The organism is Perlucidibaca sp. (assembly GCF_057084925.1).
Genome location: NZ_JBXMRC010000011.1, coordinates 81,625 through 103,164 on the forward strand (window position 1 = coordinate 81,625; position 21,540 = coordinate 103,164).

Genomic DNA, 21,540 nt, shown 5'->3' on the forward strand with positions numbered 1-21,540 from the left:
CCGCTTAGTCTAAATTTGCTACCGTGCCGTCCTCACTTCTCGAGGACGCGCACCGTGACCGCCATTAGCTTTGAAGATTGCCTCCGCCAACGCCGCTCTGTCCGTGGCTATTTACCCACACCGATCCCTGAAGCCACCTTAAATGCGGTTTTCGAACTGGCGCAATGGGCACCGTCCAACTGCAATGTTCAGCCGTGGCAGGTCTACGTCGCCTCTGGCGCAACACGCGATAAATTACGACAAGGCTTTTTGGATGGCGTGGCCAGTGGCCGCGCCATGACCCCAGATATCGGCTTCATGCCGTCATTAACTGGCACACATCGTGACCGCCAAGTGGAATGCGCGCAGGCGCTCTATGGTGCAATGGGCATTGAGCGCGGCGACAGAATGGGTCGTATGCAAGCCACCCTGCGCAATTTCGAACTTTTTGATGCGCCACACGTTTGCTTTATTGGCATGGACAAGTCCTTTGGCATTCCCATGGCGCTGGATGTGGGCATGTACGCGCAGACGCTGATGCTGGCCATGACCGCGCACGGAATCAGCTCGTGTGCGCAGGGCTCCATGGGCTATTACCCCACGGATGTGCGCGAAGCCTTCGGCATTAGCGAAGACATCGCCATCCTGTTCGGCATTTCGTTTGGGTATGAAGATCCCGCCATTGCTGCTAACAACGCACGCACAGTACGTGCGCCGTTAGCAGAAAACGTTCAGTTCAAGGACTAGGCAGCGCGAAAGGAATCGGCAGCGGACTGGCGGGCTTGGGTGCAGGGCGGAGAATCGCCTTCGCCGTTGGCTCCTTCACCACATTTCCCGCCAGTTTAATGCCCTGCTGAGAAGCCAAAGTACTTTCCCAGGTTTGCAGATAGCGCTCAGCGGCATTAAACACATCCTGCATGTCCGTGGCCGTGCCTTCCTGGCGCAGCTCTTCAACGAAATCGCTGAGCATGCCGTAGTGCGCGCTGCCATCCACATCCAGCGACCATGTTTTACCAATACCCGCCGCATTTCGTTCGGACGGTTGATTAAAAACCACCGGCTTAAATTGAGCGGCGTTTTTAAATTCGGGGATAGAGCTGAATGGCTCGCCGGTAAAGAGCGTGAAGGGGTATTTCACGCGCTTAGTTTCCGGCACATTACTGCGCGGCCCGGCTTGCGCTGACAGGCCATTGGTGTCGGTTCCGAAACCAAAACCAAAGAATGGCCGTGGTGCGGGCAGCGACTCCCAAAGCGCCTTCACTTCGCGCTTATCAGCGAGCAGGCTGGGCGCATTACCCAAACTGGGGTAGATAAAACCGTTATTTTTTAGGATACGGCGCGCTTGGTCTTTGCTGGTGCCGCCAAACGTGCCGTGGGTGGACACAAATGGATAAGCCGGCGTTTGCGCTTCTGCAAGTTCCAGCGCCTGAGTCTTCATTTCCAGCTCGAGGTGATCAATATCAAAGATCATCCCCGCCTTCATAATTTCCTTGTAGGTCAGCAAGCCCATGGGGGTCATCCAACGCGCATTACATTGCTTCTTGGCGGGGTAGCACAAGAAAAGCCCGCCGGGGCGGCCGCCCTGCCCCAAGAACGGACACACTTCACCGGGAAGCGGCAACCCTAAAGTGTTTAGGCTGGTCATGGTCGCACCACCTGAGCTACCCCAGAGGTAGTCGAAGCCATTAACGCCTTCTTCCGGACAGTCATAGGTTGTCCAGAACTCACCCGTGGGCCGCTCTGCGGATTGTAAATAGCCCAGTGGAGAGATCTGTGAGGGCGAGCCCGAGCTTAATGCATTGGTGATTGTTGTGAGATCACCAGAGGGGATGCCGCCGCTATTTTCACGATTACCTAAGTTGAGAATCGTTCCATCAAAAATACCGTTTCCACCGAAGGCGTTATCGAACTCGTGGATAGTAATGATCTGCCGCACGCCCAAACCGAGTAAGCGCCCCAATTGCTGCTTCATAGAGGCTTCGGTACAGGTATAACTATTTTCCGTTGCGCCGGTACCCGTTTCCTGCCAAGGCTCTTGCTGACGCAGGGGGTTGTAGTTCACCTTGCAGTCCAGCACGTTGGAAATCTCAATACCAATCACCAGCGCCAGCTTGCCTTCAGCAATAACCTGACGAGCCTCTGCAGGGGACAAAACAATCCGGAACCAACCTTTTCCGCGACCGCCGTACTGGGCATCAATGTAATCCTGCATGGCATAGAGCGTACCAACTTGGCGAGCGGCGCTATTCATTTCATTGCAGTCGAGCAAGGGATTTTTGGTCACGTTGCGCTGCAATTCACACAGCGTTTCATTTTCAACCAAATCATTAACCATGATGCGCAAGCCGCCCATCCACGCACGCTCTAACCATTTCCAGTAGATCGCTTCATGGGTCAAGCTGCCGCGTGACGGCCAATCAGAAAAGGTCGGATAGCCATCGGTAAGGTGTCCATCAAGGTCATTCACAAATAGGCTGCCGATCAGATCGAGCATGCCGTTCTCGCCATGATCGCCCTTGCAATCGGCTAGGGCATGCGTCACGCCAAAGCGGTGGAAAGGGTCGCCATATTGCGCGTTACCCAAGAAATTGGTTGCGCTCAAATGCACATGGGCATCGACCATGCCCAATACACGGCCATCCTCTGTCGTGCCCTTGAACGTTTCACCTACCGCGTTGTTCTGCGCTTCAGGGAATGTAGCGCAGCTTTCGGCAGAAACAGTGAGCAAACGGAACTGCTGTGGCAGAGCTGAAGTAGCCGCACCTTGGCTCAACGCACCGTCGCTCGTGGTTTGAACGCGCTGGCCGGTTGCGGCGGCGGTGAGCGTGTAGATTTTGCCTGACAAGAGCGGGTCTACAAACGACCGATAGGCCGTAATTTCAGCCTCAGTGGGTTCGCGATTTGTGACCGGCGGCTTAACATAATTGGTGATGTCACCCAGTACGTTGACCGTGATGATATTTGCGTTTGTGGCTGCGGATAATGGGTTACTGGTTATCGGCGTATTCGCTGTGAGCAGGTTGCCTGACTTCGTCAACAGCAGGTAGTCACCGAGCGCCGTGGGCTTGAAGTAGAAAGCTTCCGCCCCTGAGATAGCGGTGGCCGATGCAGCAAACCCAGCGCCTGAGCTCGCAACAAAGCGCGAGTTACTCAGCGACTGCAAGACGACGCAACGGTTATTGAACTCGTAGCGGGTGCGTGCCTCCGTGCTGTCAACTTCAGGGCTTGGTGGTGGCGGGGGCGGATCACCGCCGCCCGGACCCACAATGACATCAGAGCTTGAAGAGCATGCAGAGAGCGCAAAGATAAGACTTAGAAAAATGGCTCGAAGCGCAAGTTGGCGGGGCATAACGACCTCTTATTTTTATTATTTGCTGATGTGACAGCTCTTGTTGTCGGTAGTTTAGCGCAGCCCCTCGTTGTCGGCCAGAATTTAATCACTCGCGCTTTGCTCATCCCCGCTTCGCCGCGCTACCATGCACTCCCATCGTGACTACTTGGCCACTTCTGCTGAGCCACCTGTTGAGCGCATGCGCCATGAATGATGACGTCAATCCAGACATTCCATCCGAACCCATTTCCCAGCCGAGTAAAACGCGAACCGCGCTCGATCACTCGATGCGCAATGCCGTACGCAGTGCGCGAGAGCTCGCCGAGCGTGCCAGCTCCGCTGCACGTGACGTCGCCGGCGCTGCCAGCGAAACGGCGAGGGAAATTGCCGGACTAGCCAACGAAACGGCCAAGAGTGTGACGGAAATAGCCAGCGAAACGGCACGCTCAGCTATTCAGATTGCCTCTGAAGGCGCGCAAGTCGTTGCCCAGCTCGCCGAAGATGGCGCCAAAGTCGCCGCACAAATCGCCGGGGATACCGCTAAGGCGGCCAGCCAGATTGCCAAAGAAGTCGCCCTGCAGATGGCGCAAGCCTACCTTCGAAAATCTACCCTCACGCTTGCCTTGCCTGAAAGCCTGCTGAATAAGCAAGTTCGGCAAATCGCCAAGCGCAACCCCAGTGTGGACCATGTTGCCGTTTATTGCGGCGATGACCGATTAACCGTGGCGGTTGATGGCCACCAAAATCGCTTGGTCTATACCGTTGAGCTCGAGTTCGATGTATTGGAATGCAAGATCTCTCGGGACGAACAGTACCTTCGCGTTCGACAGGTGGACGAGTCTCTTGATGCACAGTTTCGTCAGACGAATTTGGTCGCTAACTGGGCCACAAGACAAATCGCTAGAGGCAGCTTTTTTATGGCAAATCGGCTGCCCACGCGCTCGCCCATTAATCAAATGTTAGAAGATCTGCCAGGCTTTCGCCGCGAAGGCCCGCGTTTGTGGCGCATCGACCTGCAAAAATCCGACTTGATTGAGTTGCTGAATAACCGCGCCTGGATGGTCGACAAGCTGCTCAGCCTAAGTGACTTAAGCGTGTTGCCGGGTTTGACCACACTCAAGGACAGCCGCGACCTACTCATGCAATTGGTTAATCAATTTGAAATTCGCGATCTTCGGGTACGCCCCGGTCGCTTAGAGGTGCTGGTGGGTATCAACGCCGGTTGATACCCACTTTTCACTTACAGACCGCGTGCCGCCAACTTTTTCAAACCGGCTCGAATGGGCGCTTCTAACGCCTTCTTCACCACCCAGCCAGTGCCCGGCAGCGCCGAATCAAAGTCAATGGTGTAGTGTAAACGGCAGCCATTTTCGGCCGAGTAAAAGCGCATCACGCCGTAGTGATTCTTGACCGGCCAACCGCCTTTGCTAATGGTGTATTCAATCAGCTCATTGGTTTCGGCTTTCGTGACCGTTTCTTCTAAAACCACGCCCGGTGCAATCGTCATGCGACGAGTTGAGCCCACGCCATTAGCATGATCTTGACCATCTTTTACGCGCTTGATCTTGGCCGGAAAAATCGCGGACAGATTTTCATGAACTGCGAGAAAGCCATACAGCTTATCGACGGAAAATGGGAAGGAATGCAAAATTTCGATGTGTTGTCTGGCCATGTCACCCTCTTCTGAAAATAGTTATCGTCAGATTTGATCGATGATCGATGATGCCGGAGCAGCCCCCTTGAGGGCAAGCCCGCGTGTCACTTCAACAGATAGCGATCGAGGGCACGCAAACACTGCTCGCGCAGGGCTTCCTGCTCATTGGCCAGGTGATGTGCGGCGCCTGCCACCTCAACATAGCCTTCTACATAGAAGTGCTGACGCACATAATTAACGTTAAAGCGCCAATCAACGGTTTCGTCTTGATCGCCTTGCACCACACTTATTGGGTATCGACACGCGGGCATCCCCTGCATGAGGTCGTCCCAGCGAATCATACTGCCCAACCAGCCCATCGGGACTTGCCGATGCTGCAAGGGATCGTGGTGCCAGATAAAGTCTAGAAAGGCTTGATCGCTGGAACTACGTCGAAAGTGTCGGGGGACTGTGCTCCGGAAACGATGCAGCAATCGGTAGCCGAAGTTGATCTTTCGCCATTGCGCCGGTCGCACGAGAGGCGCCCATAGTTGCACACGCTCAAATGCCGGGCGCTTTCCTGCCTGCAAGGAGCTGAGCACGTGATGCTGCAAAATTGCACCACCGGTACTCTGCCCCACCGCTACCCAAGGGCCGGGCAACTCTGGCTTCAATGCCTGCAGAATGTCGTGCAAGACTTCCTGGTAGTGCACAAACTCTTCTATATCTCCCGATGCGCCATTCGACAGCCCATGACCCGGCAGGTCATAGGACGCCACGGCATAACCCCGCTCCAAGCCCCGCTGAATTAAGTGCGTGAACAGACCAACATGATCAAAGTAGCCATGCAGTACCAGCAAAGTGCCCTTCGCAGGTGTGCGCGGCAAGAACACCTGCGTGGCAATGTCGTAGCCGTAGGCCTCGAGCTTGCCCACAAAGTGGGTAGCTGCAGTCGCTTGCACCAGCCGATCTAAGCCGTAGTGAGCAGCATAGTCCTGCAAAACGCCGCGCAGCGGAGCTCGCACATTCAGATCTAATCGCGGTAACGCAGCGCGAGCCTTCTCTGGGCTAAATTTCATCGCCGTCGTCTACTTACTGCACCTGCTGACGCAACTCACCTCGAATATAGCGCTCGGTCATCGCATCCAACGACAATGCACGAATCTTGCTGGCCTGACCGGCACAGTTGAAGGCTTGGTAGCGATCAATGCAGACATCGCGCATGGCCACAATGGTGTCCTTGAAGAACTTGCGCGGGTCAAACTCGGCTGGATTCAACGCCATGTGGCGACGAATGGCGCCGGTCGAGGCCAAACGCAGGTCGGTGTCGATGTTGACCTTGCGCACGCCGTGCTTGATGGCTTCCACGATCTGCTCGACCGGCACGCCGTAAGTCTCTTTGATGTCGCCACCGTACTGGTTGATGATCGCCAGCCAGTCCTGCGGCACGCTCGACGAACCGTGCATGACGAGGTGCGTGTTCGGGATGCGCTGGTGGATTTCCTTGATGCGGTCGATGGCCAGGATATCGCCGGTGGGCGGACGCGTGAACTTGTAGGCGCCGTGCGAGGTGCCGATGGCAATCGCTAGGGCATCCACACCGGTATCCTGCACGAAGCGTGCAGCCTCTTCCGGATCGGTCAGCAGCTGCGAATGGTCGAGCACGCCTTCGGCGCCAACACCATCTTCTTCACCGGCCATGCCAGTTTCCAGCGAACCCAAGCAACCGATTTCGCCCTCCACCGAGACGCCACAGGCATGCGCCATCTCGACCACGCGGCGGGTGACGCTGACGTTGTACTCGTAGCTGGTCGGGGTCTTGCCGTCTTCACCCAGCGAGCCATCCATCATGACCGAGCTGAAACCAAGCTGGATGGAGCGCTGGCAGATCGCCGGCGAAGTACCGTGGTCCTGATGCATGACCACCGGAATCTGCGGGAACTCCTCGATGGCCGCTAGGATGAGGTGGCGCAGGAACGGCGCGCCAGCGTACTTGCGGGCACCGGCCGAGGCCTGCACGATCACCGGCGAATCGGTCTTCGCAGCTGCTTCCATGATCGCGCGCATCTGTTCGAGGTTATTGACGTTGAACGCCGGTACTCCGTACTGATGTTCAGCGGCGTGATCGAGCAATTGACGCAGGCTGATGAGAGCCATATGAGTTTCTCCTGAAAAATTATTTTTTAGCCGCTGCTTCGAGCGCGGCAACCGCCGGCAGCACCTTGCCCTCGACGAACTCAAGGAAAGCACCACCACCGGTGGAAATGTAGGACACGCGATCGGCAACGCCGTACTTGTCGATGGCCGCCAAGGTATCACCGCCGCCGGCAATCGAGAAGGCATCCGACTCAGCGATAGCCAGACTCAGAGCCTTGGTGCCTGCGCCGAAGGCATCGACTTCGAACACACCAACTGGGCCGTTCCAGAGGATGGTCTTGGCGGCTTTCAGCAGCTCGGCGAAGCGCGCAGCGGTCTCTGGACCGACATCGAGAATCATGTCATTGGGGCCAACATCAGCAACGGCCTTGACCACCGGCGTGGCGGCTTGCACGAAGGCAAAGAAGTCCTCAATCGGGCCGGTGACTTCCGCCACCACGACATCGGTAGGCAGTGGCACGCTGACCTTGGCGGCGATGGCACGCGCGGTATCAAGCAGGTCGTGTTCGCACAGCGACTTACCGACCGGGAACCCAGCGGCCGCTAGGAAAGTATTGGCGATGCCACCACCGACAATAAGCTGATCGCAGATCGACGATAACGAGGTAAGCACATCGAGCTTAGTGGACACTTTCGAGCCCGCCACGATGGCGGCCATCGGGCGTGCTGGTTTGTCCAGCGCCTTACCCAAGGCTTCCAGTTCGGCCGCCAGCAGCGGGCCGGCGGCAGCGACTTTGGCGAATTGAGCAACGCCGTGCGTTGAACCTTCTGCACGGTGGGCAGTACCAAAAGCATCCATCACAAAGACATCACAGAGCGCGGCATATTTCTGCGTCAGCTCGTCGAGGTTTTTCTTCTCGCCCTTGTTGAAGCGCACGTTCTCCAGCAGCACAACCTGACCCGGCTCGACTGCAACGCCATCAAGATAATCGGCGATCAGCGGCACGGTCTGGCCGAGCTTGGCGGAGAGCCACTCAGCGACTGGCTTCAGCGAATTCTCTTCGCTGTATTCGCCTTCGACAGGACGACCCAGGTGCGAGCAGACCAGCACGGCCGCGCCCTTCTCCAGCGCCAGCTTGATGGTCGGCAGTGAGGCCACGAGGCGGGCATCGGAACGGATCACGCCGTTCTTGACCGGCACGTTCAGGTCTTCGCGGATCAGCACGCGCTGGTTGCGCAGGTCGAGGTCGGTCATTTTCAGGACGGTCATTTTCTTAGCTTCCTATCTTGCAATAAACAGGCTCTGCCTCTGGAGCGGAGGGGATACAGTGTGCGGAAGACGCATAAACCCCTCCATGGGGCTCTTCTCGGCATCCATGCCTCGCACGCTTCCACACCCTGCACCCCCTCCGCTCCAGAGACAGCATCAATTCTCTTTTGACAGTCGGTGGCAGAACCAACGACCGTCTCTCATCCGGTTCGGCGCGGCACTGAACGCGTGTGGTGGCTGCGTGGCCCCGCACTGGCGGGAAACGTCCGAGGCATGGATGCCGAGGAGAGCCCCATGGACGGGTTTATGCGTTTTCCCGTCAGTGCGGGGCCACGCAGCCACCACATGCTTTACAGCGCACTACCGCAAAACAGCCAATGCAGCACACAAATCGAGCAGCCGATTCGCATATCCCCACTCATTGTCGTACCACGCAAACACTTTCACTTGGCTGCCGACCACTTCAGTCTGCGTCAAATCCAGAATCAGCGACTCGGTACGATGATTGAAGTCTGCCGACACCAGCGGCTCATCGTTTATGGCCATCCAGCCTGCGCCATGAAGGGCCGCGTATTGACGCAAACCGTCATGCAATAAATCCACGCTCAGTGGGCGACTCATCTGCACGGTTAAATCAATGGCGGCAACATTCACGGTCGGCACGCGCAGCGAGTAGCCGCCTAACTTGTCGGCCAGCTCTGGAAAAATTTTTCGAGCCACGCCCAGTGCGCTGGAGGTGGTCGGAATCATGTTCTGTGCGCCGGCGCGGCCACGACGGGGGTCGCGATGAACATGATCCAAGAGGACTTGATCCGAGGTGTAGGCGTGTATTTCGGTCATCAGCGCCGACTCGATGCCGGTCATCTGCTCGAACGCCTGCAGCAGCGGGCAGAGTGCGTGCGAGGTGCAGCTGGCCGCGGAAATGACGCGGTGCTCGGGGCGCAAATCGGCTTCGTTGACGCCATGCACGATGATGGCATCAGCGCTGTCGAACGGTGCAGCGCCGATGATGACGCGCCCCGCTCCGGCTTCAAGGTGGCGCGCTGCCTGAGCATGGGCGCGAAAATGACCGGTGCACTCCAAGACCACATCCACCGCAAGGTGACGCCAGGGCAGCTTCTCGGGGTGCGGCTCGTTATAGAACGCGATGCGCTGGCTGCCGACACGTAGGATGCGATCCTCGAGAACAACATCGCCGGGAAAACGGCCGTGTGTGGTGTCGTAACGCAGCAAATGCAGCAGCGCTTCCGGCTCGCCGAGGTCGTTAATTGCCACAATTTGCAGCGGCTGACGCTCACCCGCTTCAATCAGCGCGCGCAGCACATGGCGGCCGATTCGACCGAAGCCATTGATGGCAACGCGCAAGGTCATGTCCGGCCGCTCGCCGTTAACGTCCCGCTCAGGCCAAGCCTTTGGCGGCAGCAACCACGGCATATGCGGTGATGCCGAAGTGCTTGTACAAGTCGCCCGCCGGAGCCGATTCGCCGTAAGTGGTCATGCCAATAACCGCGCCATCGAGACCGGTGAAGCGGTACCAATAGTCACTGATCGAGGCTTCAACGGCGACTCGCTTGCGCACCGCCATCGGTAACACTTGCTCGCGATAGGCCGCATCTTGCTTGAGGAAAATATCCGGCGAGGGCATGGACACCACGCGAACACCCAGACCCTCTGCAGAGAGCTGATCGGCAGCGGCCTGCGCGACAGACACTTCCGAGCCGGAGCTAATTAAAATGATGTCAATCTGAGCGGCATCGCGCAGCACATAGCCGCCACGGGCGATATCCGCAATCTGCTGCGCCGTGCGGGTCTGGTGCGGCAGGTTTTGGCGCGAGAATACCAGCGCGGTCGGGCCCTCTTTTCGCAGCAACGCTTCACGCCATGCCACTGCCGACTCAACGGTATCAGCTGGACGCCACGATGCCAGGTTAGGCGTCTGACGCAAGCTGGCCAGCTGCTCGACCGGCTGGTGCGTTGGCCCGTCCTCACCGAGACCGATGGAGTCGTGGGTATAGACATGGATCGCGCGCTGCTTCATTAGTGCAGCCATACGCAGGGCGTTACGGGCATATTCCATGAACATCAAGAAGGTCGCGCCATAGGGCACAAAGCCGCCGTGCAAAGCAACACCGTTCATGATGGCGCTCATGCCGAATTCGCGCACGCCGTAGTAAACGTAGTTACCGTCGGCGTGGTCTTGCACACCCTTGCAACCCTTCCACAGCGTCAGGTTGGAGCCGGCGAGGTCAGCGGAACCGCCCAGCAGCTCCGGCAACAGCGGCCCAAAGGCATTCAGCGTGTTCTGTGAGGCTTTACGCGAGGCGATGGTCTCGGCCTTTGCGTCGCAAGCAGCGATCCACTCATTGGCCTTGGCAGTGAAATCAGCAGGCAGATCGCCCGCGAGGCGGCGCTTCAGTTCAGCAGCCAGTGCAGGGTGAGCTTTCGCGTAGGACGACCACAGGCCATCCCAGTTTTGCTCCAAGGCATCGCCTTTCGCGCGGCCATCCCAGGCATCGTAAATCTCTTGCGGCACGTCAAATGGCGCGTGCGTCCAGCCCAGCGCTTCACGTGTCAGTGCAATTTCGGCATCACCCAACGGTGCACCGTGGCAATCTTCTTTGCCCTGCTTGTTCGGCGAGCCAGCACCAATCACGGTCTTGCAGATAATCAAGGTGGGGCGTGCGCTGTCAGCCTGAGCTTCCAGCGTGGCGGTGCGGATGGCGTCGCTGTCGTGACCGTCGATAGGACCGATCACCTGCCAGCCATAGGACTGGAAGCGCTGCACGGTGTCATCGGTAAACCAGCCCTCCACTTCGCCATCAATCGAAATGCCATTGTCGTCGTAATAGGCAATGAGCTTACCCAGACCCAAGGTGCCCGCCAGCGAGCAGACCTCGTGCGAGATGCCTTCCATCAGGCAGCCGTCACCGAGGAAGCAGTAGGTGTAGTGGTCGACCACCGGGAAGCCGTCGCGGTTGAACTGCGCCGCCAGCGTCTTCTCGGCCAGCGCCATACCGATGGCATTGGCGATGCCCTGGCCGAGCGGGCCGGTGGTGGTTTCGATGCCGGGGGCATAACCGAACTCGGGGTGGCCTGGCGTACGGCTGTGGAGCTGACGGAACTGCTTGAGGTCATCGATGCCGAGGTCGTAGCCGGTTAGGTGCAGTAGTGCGTATTGCAGCATCGAACCGTGACCATTGGAGAGCACAAAACGGTCCCGGTTCACCCAATTCGGGTTGCTCGGGTTAAAACGCATGAACTGACGCCACAGAACTTCAGCGATATCGGCCATGCCCATGGGCGCGCCGGGGTGACCGGAGTTGGCCTTCTTCACGGCATCCATGGCAAGGGCGCGGATGGCATTGGCGTAATGGCGTTGATTCAGCGGCAGCGCGGGCATGCAGTGGCTCCAGTCGGCTCATGCGCAAACCGTTAGGACACGGTTTGCACGAAAGGGGCAATTTTCACCGATTACAGGGGTCGGGGGCAAACGACTTGAGTGGAAAACTCCATCAACAGTTTTCTATATTTATATATTTTGATATTTAAATTCGCTGCAGCTACACTCTCGCCCCATGAGCGAATCCGACATCAGCACTGAAAAGTCTCCACTCGACCACCTGGCCAATTTGGCCTGGGCGGCCGGTGATCGCCTGCGCCTGGGCGTGCTGCGCGTTTTAGCCCGCGACGCCTTTGGTGTATTGGAGCTCTGTCAGCTCTTCGACATCAAGCAACCGTCGATGAGTCATCACCTGAAAATCTTGTCGGAAGCCGGTTTGGTGGTGCATCGGCGAGAAGGCACCAACTTGTATTACCGACGAGCGCCAGCACCATCCGCCCTCGTAGCCGAGTTGTTTTGCGCCCTTGACGCGACCACCACCGACACATTGACCAGTCAGCGCTTAGAGGCTGTGCAAGCCACTCGCGCCGAGGCCAGTCGGCGCTTCTTCGCGCAGTTCGGCAACGAATACCGTGAGCATCAGGATTTAATCGCGCGACTGAGTGACTACGGCCCTCGCGTGGTGGAGCGCACGGCCGCCCACGCCAGTGATGCCATTGTGTTGGAAATCGGGCCCGGCGGCGGCGAGTTGCTACCCGAGTTTGCGTCTATCGCAAAAGAAGTGATTGCCTTAGATGTCAGTGCCGAAATGCTGACGCAAGCCAAAGCGCGAGCGCGCCAACAGCAGGTGAGTAACATTCGCTTTGTGCATGGCGACACGGCCAGCGCCTTACTGCTGAACCTCCCGCCCGCAAACGCCATTGTGATGAATATGGTGCTGCACCATATCGCTAAACCCGCCGACATTTTTCATCACGTCGCGGCGTTACTCGCTCCGGGCGGATGCTTTTTGCTGACCGAGCTTTGTGAGCACAGCCAGGGCGAAAAAGCCCGCGAAGTCTGCGGTGATGTGTGGCCCGGCTTCCACCCGGACACGCTGACGGCCTGGGCCGCTGACGCCGGCCTCGTCCCCAGTCACGAAGAATATCAAGCGCAGCGCAACGGCTTCCGTTTGCAGCTGCGCGAATTTACCCAACCGGTCAGCGCCACGACCGTAAACCCCATTGCATTGACCTGAGCAGGAACCCCGCATGAGCGAATACAGCATCTTCACCTCGGAGTCCGTTTCCGAAGGCCACCCAGACAAAATGGCGGACCAGATTTCCGACGCCATTCTCGACGCCATCATCGTGCAAGACCCATATGCCCGCGTCGCCTGCGAAACGTTGGTGAAGACGGGCGTTGCGATGGTCGCCGGTGAAATCACCACGACCGCCGTCGTCGATTACGAGAGCATCATCCGTAAAGTCATCCTCGACATTGGCTACGACTCTTCCGACGTGTGTTTTGACGGCAAGACCTGTGGCGTGTTGAATTTGCTCGGCCAACAGTCGCCCGACATCAATCAAGGCGTGGACCGCGCTAAGCCGGAAGATCAAGGTGCGGGCGACCAAGGCCTGATGTTTGGCTATGCCAGCAATGAAACCGAACTGTTGATGCCAGCACCGATTCTGTACTCGCACCGCCTCGTTGAGCGTCAGGCCGAAGCCCGCAAGTCCGGCGAACTTGCCTTCCTGCGCCCCGATGCCAAATCGCAGGTCACCTTCCGTTATGCCGATGGCAAGCCCGTCGCCGTTGAAGCCGTGGTGCTTTCCACCCAACATTCGCCGGACGTGAGCGATGCCACACTGCGCGAAGGCGTGATGGAGCTGATCATCAAGCAAGTGCTGCCAGCCGAGTGGCTGAACAAGGACACCAAATTCTTCATTAACCCGACTGGCCGCTTTGAGATTGGTGGTCCGATGGGCGATTGCGGCCTGACGGGCCGCAAGATCATCGTAGACAGCTACGGTGGCATGGCCCGTCACGGCGGCGGCGCGTTCTCCGGAAAGGATCCGTCCAAGGTTGACCGTTCGGCTGCATACGCAGGCCGCTATGTAGCGAAGAACATCGTCGCTGCTGGCCTTGCTGACCGCTGCGAAATCCAGGTGTCGTATGCCATTGGCGTGGCCGAGCCGACCTCAGTGTCGATCAACACCTTCGGCACCGGCAAGGTCAGCGATGATCGCATTGTGCAATTAGTGCGTGAGCACTTCGAGTTGCGTCCGTATGGCCTAACCCGCCAGCTCGACCTGTTGCACCCCATTTATGGGCCAACAGCCTCGTATGGCCACTTTGGTCGTAACCCCTTCGAGCGCACCTACGACTACACCGTGCTGGAAGCGGGCCGTAAAGTCGCCAAGTCGCACACGGCAACTGCGTTCACCTGGGAGCGCACCGACAAGGCCGACGCCCTTCGTGCGGCAGCGGGCCTCTAAGCGCCCACTCTCTCCAACGGGCCGCCCTCACCAGCCCCGTTAACATCAGCCGCGCTGCGCTTCTGCACAGCGCGGCTTTTTCATGGTCAAGGCTTGCGTATTGCGACGTTCTCCGCAAAGCTCGGCTCATGCATCCTGCCCCCAGAAGCAGCGAGCGAACAAGAGCGAGGGAGTCTTATGCGTCGATCCGGACGCCGTTACCGCAGTGGCCGTGCCGCTGAGCATTACGATGTGATTGTGATTGGTTCCGGTATTGGCGGGCTGAGCTTGGCCGCGCTGATGAGCAAGCTCGGCAAGCGGGTCTGCGTTCTTGAACAACACTACACCGCCGGCGGCTTCACCCACAGTTATGAACGCGAAGGCTTTGAGTGGGACGTGGGCGTGCACTACATCGGTGAAGTGCACAAACCGCACAGCACACTACGCCGACTCTTTGATGTAATTAGCGATGGCGCGCTGAAATGGGCGCCCATGGACCCCGTCTATGACCGCATCATCATTGGCGATCGCCTTGTTGACTTCGTGGCGGGCCGTGGCGCGCTGGCCGACAATCTCATCGCCCAGTTTCCAGCCGAAGAGGCAGCAATTCGCCGCTACATCGAGCTCATTGATGAAGCCGCCCGCTCCGCCCAAAAGTTCTTTGCCGGGCAAGCGATGCCGCGCTGGTTAGGCCGAACCTATCATGCCGCGCGCCCCCTGCTGGTGCCGAAAAACTGCTTCCGCAGTGTCCGAGAGGTCTTGGAAGAACTCACCCAAGATCAGGAATTAATTGGCGTGCTCACCGGTCAATGGGGTGACTACGGCATGGTCCCTCGCGATGCCTCCTTTCTCATGCACGCCACCGTGGTGAAACATTATTTTGGCGGCGGCAGCTATCCCGTGGGTGGCTCTTGGATGATTCCAGACACCATCGTGCCGGTGATTCGCGCAGGCGGAGGCGAAGTCTTCACTTACGCCAAGGTTGAAGAGATTGTGATTGAGAAGGGTCGCGCTTGCGGTGTGCGCATGGCCAATGGTGACATTCTGCGCGCAGATCAGGTGGTGAGTGCAGCCGGTGCGCGTGTGACGTATGAGCAGTTATTGCCCGAGGCACTGCGTGAATCGCTGGGTTACCCGGCCAAGCTCAAGCAGGTGAAAACCTCAGGCGCACACCTGTGCATTTATGCCGGCTTCAAAGGCACTGCAGCGGAATTAGGGCTACCCAAAACCAACCTGTGGATTTACCCCAACGCACATCATGAGGCCAATGTTGAGGCCTTTCAGGCTGATGTGAACGCGCCCTTCCCCATGCTCTATGTCTCGTTCCCGTCAGCAAAAGACCCCGAGTGGGACAGCAATTACCCCGGCAAGAGCACCGTGGAGGTGCTGACCATGGCCCCATGGGAATGGTTCGAGAAATGGCAGGATACGACTTGGGGTCAACGCGGCGAAGACTACGACACCTTCAAGGCTAATCTGCAGCAGCGCTTGCTCGAGGCTCTCTTCAAAGAATTGCCGCAGCTGCGTGAGGCACTGGTCTATGCTGAGCTATCAACGCCGCTCTCTACCGCATGGTTTGGTAACTATCCGCAAGGTGAAATTTATGGGCTAGATCATGACGTGGCGCGATTCCGACAAACGTGGCTGCACCCCATCACGCCTATTCCAGGCTTGGCACTCACGGGGCAAGATGTGGTGACCGCAGGCGTGGGCGGTGCGCTCATGGCAGGCATGCTTACGACCTGCGCGCTCATGGGCCGCAAGGCTAATTCCGTCATGGACCTTTTGAAGAACTGGCAACCGACACAACAGGAGGCATCGACATGACCCATGCCACGGAAGACTTTCGTCAGCGGTATCGGGCGGGTATCAGCCCACGCTATTCCGGGCCGCTCCACGCGACCTGGGTAGCGAGCATTGGCATCGCCGTGATGATTTATGCTGCCAGTCAATTAGCTCAGGTATCTGCAGCAGAGTGGTTGGTTCTGTTGTTCACGCTGCTCTTAGGCAACGTCGGCGAGTACAGTATTCACAAAAAACTCGGGCACCAGAAATGGCCGCCCGCTAAGCTTTTTTACCAACGTCACACCGGTGACCATCACAGCTTTTTCACCGAAAACAACATGCTCTGGAGCACCTCACGCGATTGGCGCGTGGTGCTCTTTCCTGGCTGGCTAATTTTGGTGGTCATTACGCTTATTGGTCTGCCCGGCTATTTCGCCCTGGGCTCGCTAGTCAGTGCCAACGCCGGCGCACTCTGGCTAACCGGCATCGTGGGCACGTATTTGCTCTACGAGTTGGTGCATTTCAGCGACCACTTACCGGATGGCCACTGGCTGCATCGCCTCGTGCCGGGCTTAAGTACCATGGCGGCACTGCATCGCATCCATCATGACCGCCGCCACATGACTGAAGTGAACTTCAACCTCACCTTCCCTCTGACCGATTGGGTCATGGGCACGCTCAAACACCCTGAGCGCACCCCAGCAAAGTAAGCGCCACTTAGATCGTTAATGGCGCGGCAGCTTTGAAGAGTTTTGCCGCGCCCTGACGCACTTCCCAAGAAGCCGCCACGGTTGCCGTTGTGTCAGCCTTGCTGCGGTCCGCAATAAACCAATAGTCCATTTGCGTGCGCTCTCGACCAAACTCAACAACGGCGAAGCCATTCGAAAAGCCTTCGTGGTATTTCACCCAGGGATTTGCCAACGTCAGATTCAGCTCGAAAACGGGATTGATCAGCGAGCTCAGCGGGCCAATGCCAACGCCTTCTAAGGTTTCTGACAACCCAGGCGAGGTCACCGAGGGGCAAATAAATTCCACGGCCACCGAGTTGCCATTCAATAGGTAATCACCGGGATGGATAGGTACTTCGGCGGCAAACGATTCGTGGTAATCGCCGGTCAGCACCACCACGTTTTTGGCTTCGGCCATCACCGCCATCATTTCTTGCTGTTCGGCGCGGTAGCCATTCCAATCTTCAACGGTCAGGGTCGCGGGTAAAGGCGGCAGAGTGCCGTCTAAGGGATCCAGTAGTTGCTCAAGCACATTGGGCAACGCGGCGCCCACCACGAAGGGATAGAACGGCACTTGGTTGCTCAGGACTTTCCAGCGCGCGGTACTGGCGGCCAGACTGGCTTTAAGCCACGACTTTTGCTCGGCGCCGAGCATCGTGCGCGTGGGGCTATCCACGGCGGGGTCCACGGAACCATAGCCAACAATGGCATTGGTCGGTTGTTGGTCGCGATACAGGCGCGTATCGATCGCCCAAAGATCCACTAAGTCACCGAATTGCATGCGTCGCCATGCCCGCAGCGGATCGGTTGCTGAGAACTGACGCAACGGCAACCACTCCCGCCACGCTTGCAGACCCGCCGCTAGACGATCAATAAAGGCGCCTTCACTGTCATCGTGATTTTCAGCGCCTTCACGCCACCAGTCATTGGCAATCTCGTGATCGTCATAAATGGTGATGAAGGGGTGGCGAGCATGCAGTTTCTGCAAGTCAGGATCGCTGCGGTATTGGCCATAACGCGTGCGGTAATCACTGAGCGTGGTGATCTCTTTTGGCGGATTATGGACACGCCCAAAGCCCGCCCCCGGCGTCGCGACCGGACCATAGCTGGTGCCAAACTCGTAGATGTAATCGCCCATATGCAACACGGCTTCAATGTCATTGCGCGCGGCTAAATGACGGTAGGCCGCAAAAAATCCAAACTCATATTCAGCGCAGGTGACCATGCCGAAACGCAAGGCCGCAGGCTTCGCATTAAGCGCCGGCGCGGTTTTGGTTCTCCCCGTGGGCGACACGCCATCCTGCGTGGCAAAGCGATACCAATAAGAGGTGCTGGCCTGCAGGCCAGTGACATCAATATGCAGGGTGTGATCCCGCGCTGCCGATGACATGACCTTTCCCGACTGCACAATCGTTTTGAAGTCGGCGTCTCGTGAGACTTCCCAAAACACTTCGGTCGGCGCGCCTTTGTTCGAGCCGGGCAAGGCATCATCGCTCGGGGTCACACGCGTCCAAATCACCACCGCCTCAGGCAGCGGCTCACCGGAGGCCACGCCATGACGAAAGCGTCGCGCTGAGTCACCGGTGGCGGTAATCGACGAGGCGCCCCCTTTCGTGTCCGTATTGCTTTCGGAAGTACCACAGGCCGTGGCAACAACCGTGACCGCAGACGCACCCATGAGGCTTAACAGCTGACGGCGCGATAAATGGGGATGGTACATATCAATAGCCTCTCTCATTAAAACGTTGGCATGCGGAACATGAGTTCCACATTGCGATCACTGGGCTTGCCCTGACGGGTTGCCTCCGCACTGCACACCACATTCAAACCGGCATCGGTGCTGAGCGCCTGCAGGCTATTCGGATCCAACACATAGAACTGGCAGCGATCATCGGCCTCTGCCAGCTTGCGTGATTTTTCATAGCGATGAGTTAATACAGGGCCACGCAAGGTGCCGGTGCCATTGCCGTTATCGAACACTTCAATAAGCCGCTGCTCTTGCGGGAAATCGATGAGCGAGGCGGTTTCAATTTGCCAAAAGCCACGACAGTACGACCGCCCATCACTCGCCTTACCGGTTTGACGGCAACTCACGGGTGTCGTGACCACGCCATTGCTGCCGGCAAGACCGTCCGCCGATGGCTTGACTTCAAAGGCGCGTACGCGATGCAGGTGGGTATGCCCGGCAACCCAAGCCAATACGTTAGGAAAACTGGCGAGCTCGGCATTGACTTGCGCGGCTGTGACATCGGTCGGTACCGCTTGAGCGAACAGACCAAACTCAGCAAACGTCAGATCAGGGTGATGGGAAAACACCATGACCAGTTGCTTCGCCGCCCATGCCTGCTTCAGCTGTGCCTGTAGCCACGCAAATTGCGCTGCATCCACCGTGCCATCAGAGAGCGCCAATGGGTTACGCACCAAGTCCGTTGGCAGGCGCGGGTCGGTGCCATCGATGATGGTGTTGAGCACAATCATGCGGAACTTTCCGGCTCCGGCATTGAATGCGTAATAGCCGTCGTTGCGAGGGTCTGCGTCATTGCGGCGCGTGGCATCGGCTAAGTTAAAGCCATGACCTTTGGGCTGACTGCGCGTTTCGAAAAATTCATTAATGAACTCACGCTGATTCATGTGGTGGCGACCCGAGGTCAGGAACGACAACTCATTTATGCCAGCACCCACAGCCGCGGTACCCCGCAAGTAGCCATCGTGATTACCAAAGGCGATATACCAAGGTGTTTTTAGGGCTTGATTCAGGCAGTCCTTTTCACCTTCGTTGCAACGCAGTTCAGCGGGCAACCCCGGTGAGCGGGTCAGCGTTTGACGTGAAGGGTCCAAGCTACCATCAGCGGCCCGACCCATTTGCGCGGCAAATTGATTCAGCATTTGGCGAACGGTACGCGTGAGCGTGAATTGGAAGCTAGGGTCATTCACATTGGGATCTTCGCTTTGACTGTCGGGTACACCGCGCCCCGTAAATCGCGTACACGTCTGATCAATCACCGCTGTGGGTGCGCCCGCTGGTAGCCCAGCAACACAGTTTTTTTCGAAGGCACTGAGTTGGTCGAAGGTGCCATCTAAGTTATCTATGAAGCGGCGCGCCTCGGCCACGGTAGTCAAGTCTGCGCTATCGCCAGTCACGATCATGAACTCGGCGGGATAGCGCTTGAGGCAATCATTGGTTAGGCCAATCAGGTTATTCAACACCTCATCGGAATACTCTTCTTGCAGTCGCTGAGCCGACTCAAAAATCGGGTAGATGGGGTCCGTGAAAGCCGCCCCATTAATGGTCTGCCCCTCGTCATCGAGAATATGGTCGTCGGTGTAATGCAAGAAGCGCAGCATGAGATTGGCATTGTTGCTGCGCGAGCCCGCTGCCAATTCCTGGCGCGTGACAAAGGCATCGCGGCTGAAGAACTCACAGGCGGCAGGTGAGCGCGCATTCGCGGCGACATTTCCCGCCGGCGACTTCGATGAAGTTTCGCGATCAAAGCCACAACTGGCGACCATTGCGGTGATAACAAAGAACAAGGCCGCTAATGCAAGTTGGCGCATAATTTGCCTCAGTTTTATTTTTATAGTTGTGGCCCGTAGGCGCTTTTATTTGAGCGAAGTTTAGCCAGATTTCATCTTTTATGACAGCCACGTGACACCACAAGGAGCGCTTATGCACCCCATCGCGACGACCATCGGCTTACTGCTGTTATCGAACGTATTTATGCTGTTTGCGTGGTATGCGCACTTACGCACACTCCCCACAAAGCCGCTGTGGATCGCCATCGCCTTCAGCTGGGGCATCGCGTTATTTGAATACATGCTCATGGTACCGGCCAATCGTATTGGCCATACCGTGCTCACAGTCAGTCAACTGAAAATCTTGCAAGAAGCCATCACCCTGCTACTTTTTGTACCTTTCGTGGTGATTTTTATGAAAGAGCCCTTAAGGCTCGATTTTCTCTGGGCTGGGCTTTGTTTAATGGCGGCCGTGTATTTTATTTTCCGCACCTAGCAGCAGGGTCGAAACCCCACTGCCTCGATGGGTTACATGCGGAAGATTAAACCGGCTTGCAGAATGGGGAGTACTTGATACTTCTTCAGCTCATCTTCGATCTTGCGCTCTTCATCGCGCTCTAGGCCGAAGCAGGTGTCATTCGGGGTTCCAGAGTTACATTGAATATCCACGGTGACATTTGGTTTTCCTGCATACATCCCACCAACACTTAAATGATAGCCCAAGCCAGGCTTAGTCCAGTCCGACTCAAAGCCCAGAGTCAATGCGGGTGCGACGCTCTGTGCGAAGCCACCTTTGACTTTAACCCGACTTACCTGAGGGTTTTGTGGGTCAGTGTAATCATCTGCAGTTAATGCAAAATCTGTTTGTTGATTAATAGCTCCGAGAGAAACTTTAAAGTGACCACCAAAGGGTGCCCAATTCAAAAAGACTTGGGGGTTTTTCAAGTTCAGGTCACCGCTATAAGTAGCGTCGTCAGTTTTGACATCCTTAATCGAGTAATTGAGCCCGGTATAACCCGCCGACAGAGCCAAATAAGGCGTGAATCCCCATTGCACCGTGGCGCCAACACCGGCCAGGCCGGCCTGGGGAATAATCGCAAACGTATCGGCATGCGCTGCCATCGATAGACCTGCTAAGACACTGGCAATCACTAAACGTTGCATGATGTTCCCTCAAAAGTAGACTGGCCTAAAAACTATCACAGCGCTAACGCCAAACCTAGGATTAGCGTACAAAACCTGCACAATAAATAGAATATCGAAATATTTGGATATTAGGCTGAGCCTCGCTATACTGCGCGCTTGTCCGGCGATTGAGGGGCGCTGCAGCAATCTTTTTCTCCCGGAAAACATTGTCAGGCTCAATCGCAATTATCTTCAACGGCGCCCGTTCACCCCGGAGAGTCTC

Annotated in this window: 17 protein-coding genes and 1 riboswitch; of the genes, 7 read left to right on the plus strand and 10 right to left on the minus strand. The window is 57.1% G+C overall.

The window, feature by feature from the left end:
* Positions 1–54: 54 nt before the first annotated feature.
* The gene (locus tag AC14IB_RS03600; protein WP_068857955.1) at positions 55–726 is read left to right on the plus strand and encodes a nitroreductase; all 672 of its coding nucleotides are present in this window, start codon (positions 55–57) and stop codon (positions 724–726) included.
* Here AC14IB_RS03600 and AC14IB_RS03605 read toward each other — a convergent pair.
* Positions 716–3,328 (minus strand): hypothetical protein, encoded by a 2,613-nt coding sequence (locus AC14IB_RS03605; RefSeq protein WP_484230598.1) that lies wholly within the window; start codon positions 3,326–3,328, stop codon positions 716–718. The two genes, AC14IB_RS03600 and AC14IB_RS03605, sit on opposite strands and share 11 nt — an antisense overlap.
* 188 nt (positions 3,329–3,516) lie before the next feature.
* Between AC14IB_RS03605 and AC14IB_RS03610 the strand changes: the two genes are divergently transcribed.
* Positions 3,517–4,536 carry a hypothetical protein gene (locus AC14IB_RS03610; protein WP_484230599.1) on the plus strand — a complete coding sequence of 340 codons (1,020 nt, stop codon included), beginning with the start codon at positions 3,517–3,519 and terminating at the stop codon, positions 4,534–4,536.
* A gap of 14 nt (positions 4,537–4,550) precedes the next feature.
* Here AC14IB_RS03610 and AC14IB_RS03615 read toward each other — a convergent pair whose 3' ends face one another.
* From AC14IB_RS03615 to tkt, 6 genes are all read right to left on the minus strand, one after another.
* Positions 4,551–4,982, minus strand: a complete 432-nt coding sequence (locus tag AC14IB_RS03615; RefSeq protein ID WP_068857952.1) for an SRPBCC family protein — start codon at positions 4,980–4,982, stop codon at positions 4,551–4,553.
* A gap of 86 nt (positions 4,983–5,068) precedes the next feature.
* Positions 5,069–6,022, minus strand: coding sequence for an alpha/beta hydrolase (locus AC14IB_RS03620; protein WP_484230600.1), 954 nt, complete (start codon positions 6,020–6,022; stop codon positions 5,069–5,071).
* Positions 6,023–6,035: 13 nt separating this feature from the next.
* Positions 6,036–7,100 (minus strand): class II fructose-bisphosphate aldolase, encoded by a 1,065-nt coding sequence (fba, locus tag AC14IB_RS03625; protein ID WP_484230601.1) that lies wholly within the window; start codon positions 7,098–7,100, stop codon positions 6,036–6,038.
* A 19-nt stretch (positions 7,101–7,119) separates the two neighbouring features.
* Positions 7,120–8,310, minus strand: coding sequence for a phosphoglycerate kinase (locus tag AC14IB_RS03630; RefSeq protein ID WP_484230602.1), 1,191 nt, complete (start codon positions 8,308–8,310; stop codon positions 7,120–7,122).
* 360 nt (positions 8,311–8,670) lie between these two features.
* A complete protein-coding gene (locus AC14IB_RS03635) occupies positions 8,671–9,744 on the minus strand; it encodes a type I glyceraldehyde-3-phosphate dehydrogenase (RefSeq protein ID WP_484230603.1) in 1,074 nt (357 codons plus the stop codon).
* Entirely contained in the window at positions 9,710–11,710 is a 2,001-nt protein-coding gene (gene tkt, locus AC14IB_RS03640) for a transketolase (RefSeq protein WP_484230604.1), read from the minus strand. Before tkt ends, AC14IB_RS03635 begins: the two co-directional genes overlap by 35 nt.
* A 175-nt stretch (positions 11,711–11,885) precedes the next feature.
* Here tkt and AC14IB_RS03645 point away from each other — a divergent pair, with 175 nt between their 5' ends.
* The 4 genes from AC14IB_RS03645 (at position 11,886) to AC14IB_RS03660 (ending at position 16,601) form a co-directional block, all read left to right on the plus strand.
* Positions 11,886–12,887 (plus strand): ArsR/SmtB family transcription factor, encoded by a 1,002-nt coding sequence (locus AC14IB_RS03645; protein ID WP_484230605.1) that lies wholly within the window; start codon positions 11,886–11,888, stop codon positions 12,885–12,887.
* Positions 12,888–12,900: 13 nt separating this feature from the next.
* Positions 12,901–14,127, plus strand: coding sequence for a methionine adenosyltransferase (metK, locus tag AC14IB_RS03650; RefSeq protein ID WP_484230606.1), 1,227 nt, complete (start codon positions 12,901–12,903; stop codon positions 14,125–14,127).
* A gap of 177 nt (positions 14,128–14,304) precedes the next feature.
* Positions 14,305–15,933: a phytoene desaturase family protein gene (locus AC14IB_RS03655; RefSeq protein ID WP_484230607.1), complete on the plus strand. Its 1,629-nt coding sequence runs from the start codon at positions 14,305–14,307 to the stop codon at positions 15,931–15,933.
* Positions 15,930–16,601 carry a sterol desaturase family protein gene (locus AC14IB_RS03660; protein ID WP_484230608.1) on the plus strand — a complete coding sequence of 224 codons (672 nt, stop codon included), beginning with the start codon at positions 15,930–15,932 and terminating at the stop codon, positions 16,599–16,601. The genes AC14IB_RS03655 and AC14IB_RS03660 overlap by 4 nt, the downstream gene beginning before the upstream one ends.
* Positions 16,602–16,608: 7 nt before the next feature.
* Here AC14IB_RS03660 and AC14IB_RS03665 read toward each other — a convergent pair whose 3' ends face one another.
* Complete coding sequence (locus AC14IB_RS03665; RefSeq protein ID WP_484230609.1) at positions 16,609–18,339, minus strand: alkaline phosphatase D family protein; 1,731 nt, start codon at positions 18,337–18,339, stop codon at positions 16,609–16,611.
* A gap of 17 nt (positions 18,340–18,356) precedes the next feature.
* The gene (locus AC14IB_RS03670) at positions 18,357–20,174 is read right to left on the minus strand and encodes a metallophosphoesterase family protein (protein ID WP_484230610.1); all 1,818 of its coding nucleotides are present in this window, start codon (positions 20,172–20,174) and stop codon (positions 18,357–18,359) included.
* Between the two features lie 112 nt (positions 20,175–20,286).
* Between AC14IB_RS03670 and AC14IB_RS03675 the strand changes: the two genes are divergently transcribed.
* Complete coding sequence (locus tag AC14IB_RS03675; RefSeq protein ID WP_484230611.1) at positions 20,287–20,628, plus strand: DMT family protein; 342 nt, start codon at positions 20,287–20,289, stop codon at positions 20,626–20,628.
* Between the two features lie 32 nt (positions 20,629–20,660).
* Here AC14IB_RS03675 and AC14IB_RS03680 read toward each other — a convergent pair whose 3' ends face one another.
* A complete protein-coding gene (locus tag AC14IB_RS03680) occupies positions 20,661–21,296 on the minus strand; it encodes a hypothetical protein (RefSeq protein WP_484230612.1) in 636 nt (211 codons plus the stop codon).
* A gap of 145 nt (positions 21,297–21,441) precedes the next feature.
* Positions 21,442–21,528: riboswitch (S-adenosyl-L-homocysteine riboswitch) on the plus strand.
* Positions 21,529–21,540: the final 12 nt, after the last annotated feature.

Bases quoted from the DNA above. Each gene is read 5' to 3' on its own strand.
- AC14IB_RS03645 (WP_484230605.1), top strand. From the start codon at position 11,886: ATGAGCGAATCCGACATCAGCACTGAAAAGTCTCCACTCGACCACCTG.
- AC14IB_RS03620 (WP_484230600.1), bottom strand. From the start codon at position 6,022: ATGAAATTTAGCCCAGAGAAGGCTCGCGCTGCGTTACCGCGATTAGAT.
- AC14IB_RS03680 (WP_484230612.1), bottom strand. From the start codon at position 21,296: ATGCAACGTTTAGTGATTGCCAGTGTCTTAGCAGGTCTATCGATGGCA.
- AC14IB_RS03605 (WP_484230598.1), bottom strand. From the start codon at position 3,328: ATGCCCCGCCAACTTGCGCTTCGAGCCATTTTTCTAAGTCTTATCTTT.
- fba (WP_484230601.1), bottom strand. From the start codon at position 7,100: ATGGCTCTCATCAGCCTGCGTCAATTGCTCGATCACGCCGCTGAACAT.
- AC14IB_RS03615 (WP_068857952.1), bottom strand. From the start codon at position 4,982: ATGGCCAGACAACACATCGAAATTTTGCATTCCTTCCCATTTTCCGTC.
- AC14IB_RS03670 (WP_484230610.1), bottom strand. From the start codon at position 20,174: ATGCGCCAACTTGCATTAGCGGCCTTGTTCTTTGTTATCACCGCAATG.
- AC14IB_RS03610 (WP_484230599.1), top strand. From the start codon at position 3,517: ATGAATGATGACGTCAATCCAGACATTCCATCCGAACCCATTTCCCAG.
- tkt (WP_484230604.1), bottom strand. From the start codon at position 11,710: ATGCCCGCGCTGCCGCTGAATCAACGCCATTACGCCAATGCCATCCGC.
- metK (WP_484230606.1), top strand. From the start codon at position 12,901: ATGAGCGAATACAGCATCTTCACCTCGGAGTCCGTTTCCGAAGGCCAC.
- AC14IB_RS03655 (WP_484230607.1), top strand. From the start codon at position 14,305: ATGCGTCGATCCGGACGCCGTTACCGCAGTGGCCGTGCCGCTGAGCAT.
- AC14IB_RS03635 (WP_484230603.1), bottom strand. From the start codon at position 9,744: ATGCCGTGGTTGCTGCCGCCAAAGGCTTGGCCTGAGCGGGACGTTAAC.
- AC14IB_RS03675 (WP_484230611.1), top strand. From the start codon at position 20,287: ATGCACCCCATCGCGACGACCATCGGCTTACTGCTGTTATCGAACGTA.
- AC14IB_RS03660 (WP_484230608.1), top strand. From the start codon at position 15,930: ATGACCCATGCCACGGAAGACTTTCGTCAGCGGTATCGGGCGGGTATC.
- AC14IB_RS03665 (WP_484230609.1), bottom strand. From the start codon at position 18,339: ATGTACCATCCCCATTTATCGCGCCGTCAGCTGTTAAGCCTCATGGGT.
- AC14IB_RS03630 (WP_484230602.1), bottom strand. From the start codon at position 8,310: ATGACCGTCCTGAAAATGACCGACCTCGACCTGCGCAACCAGCGCGTG.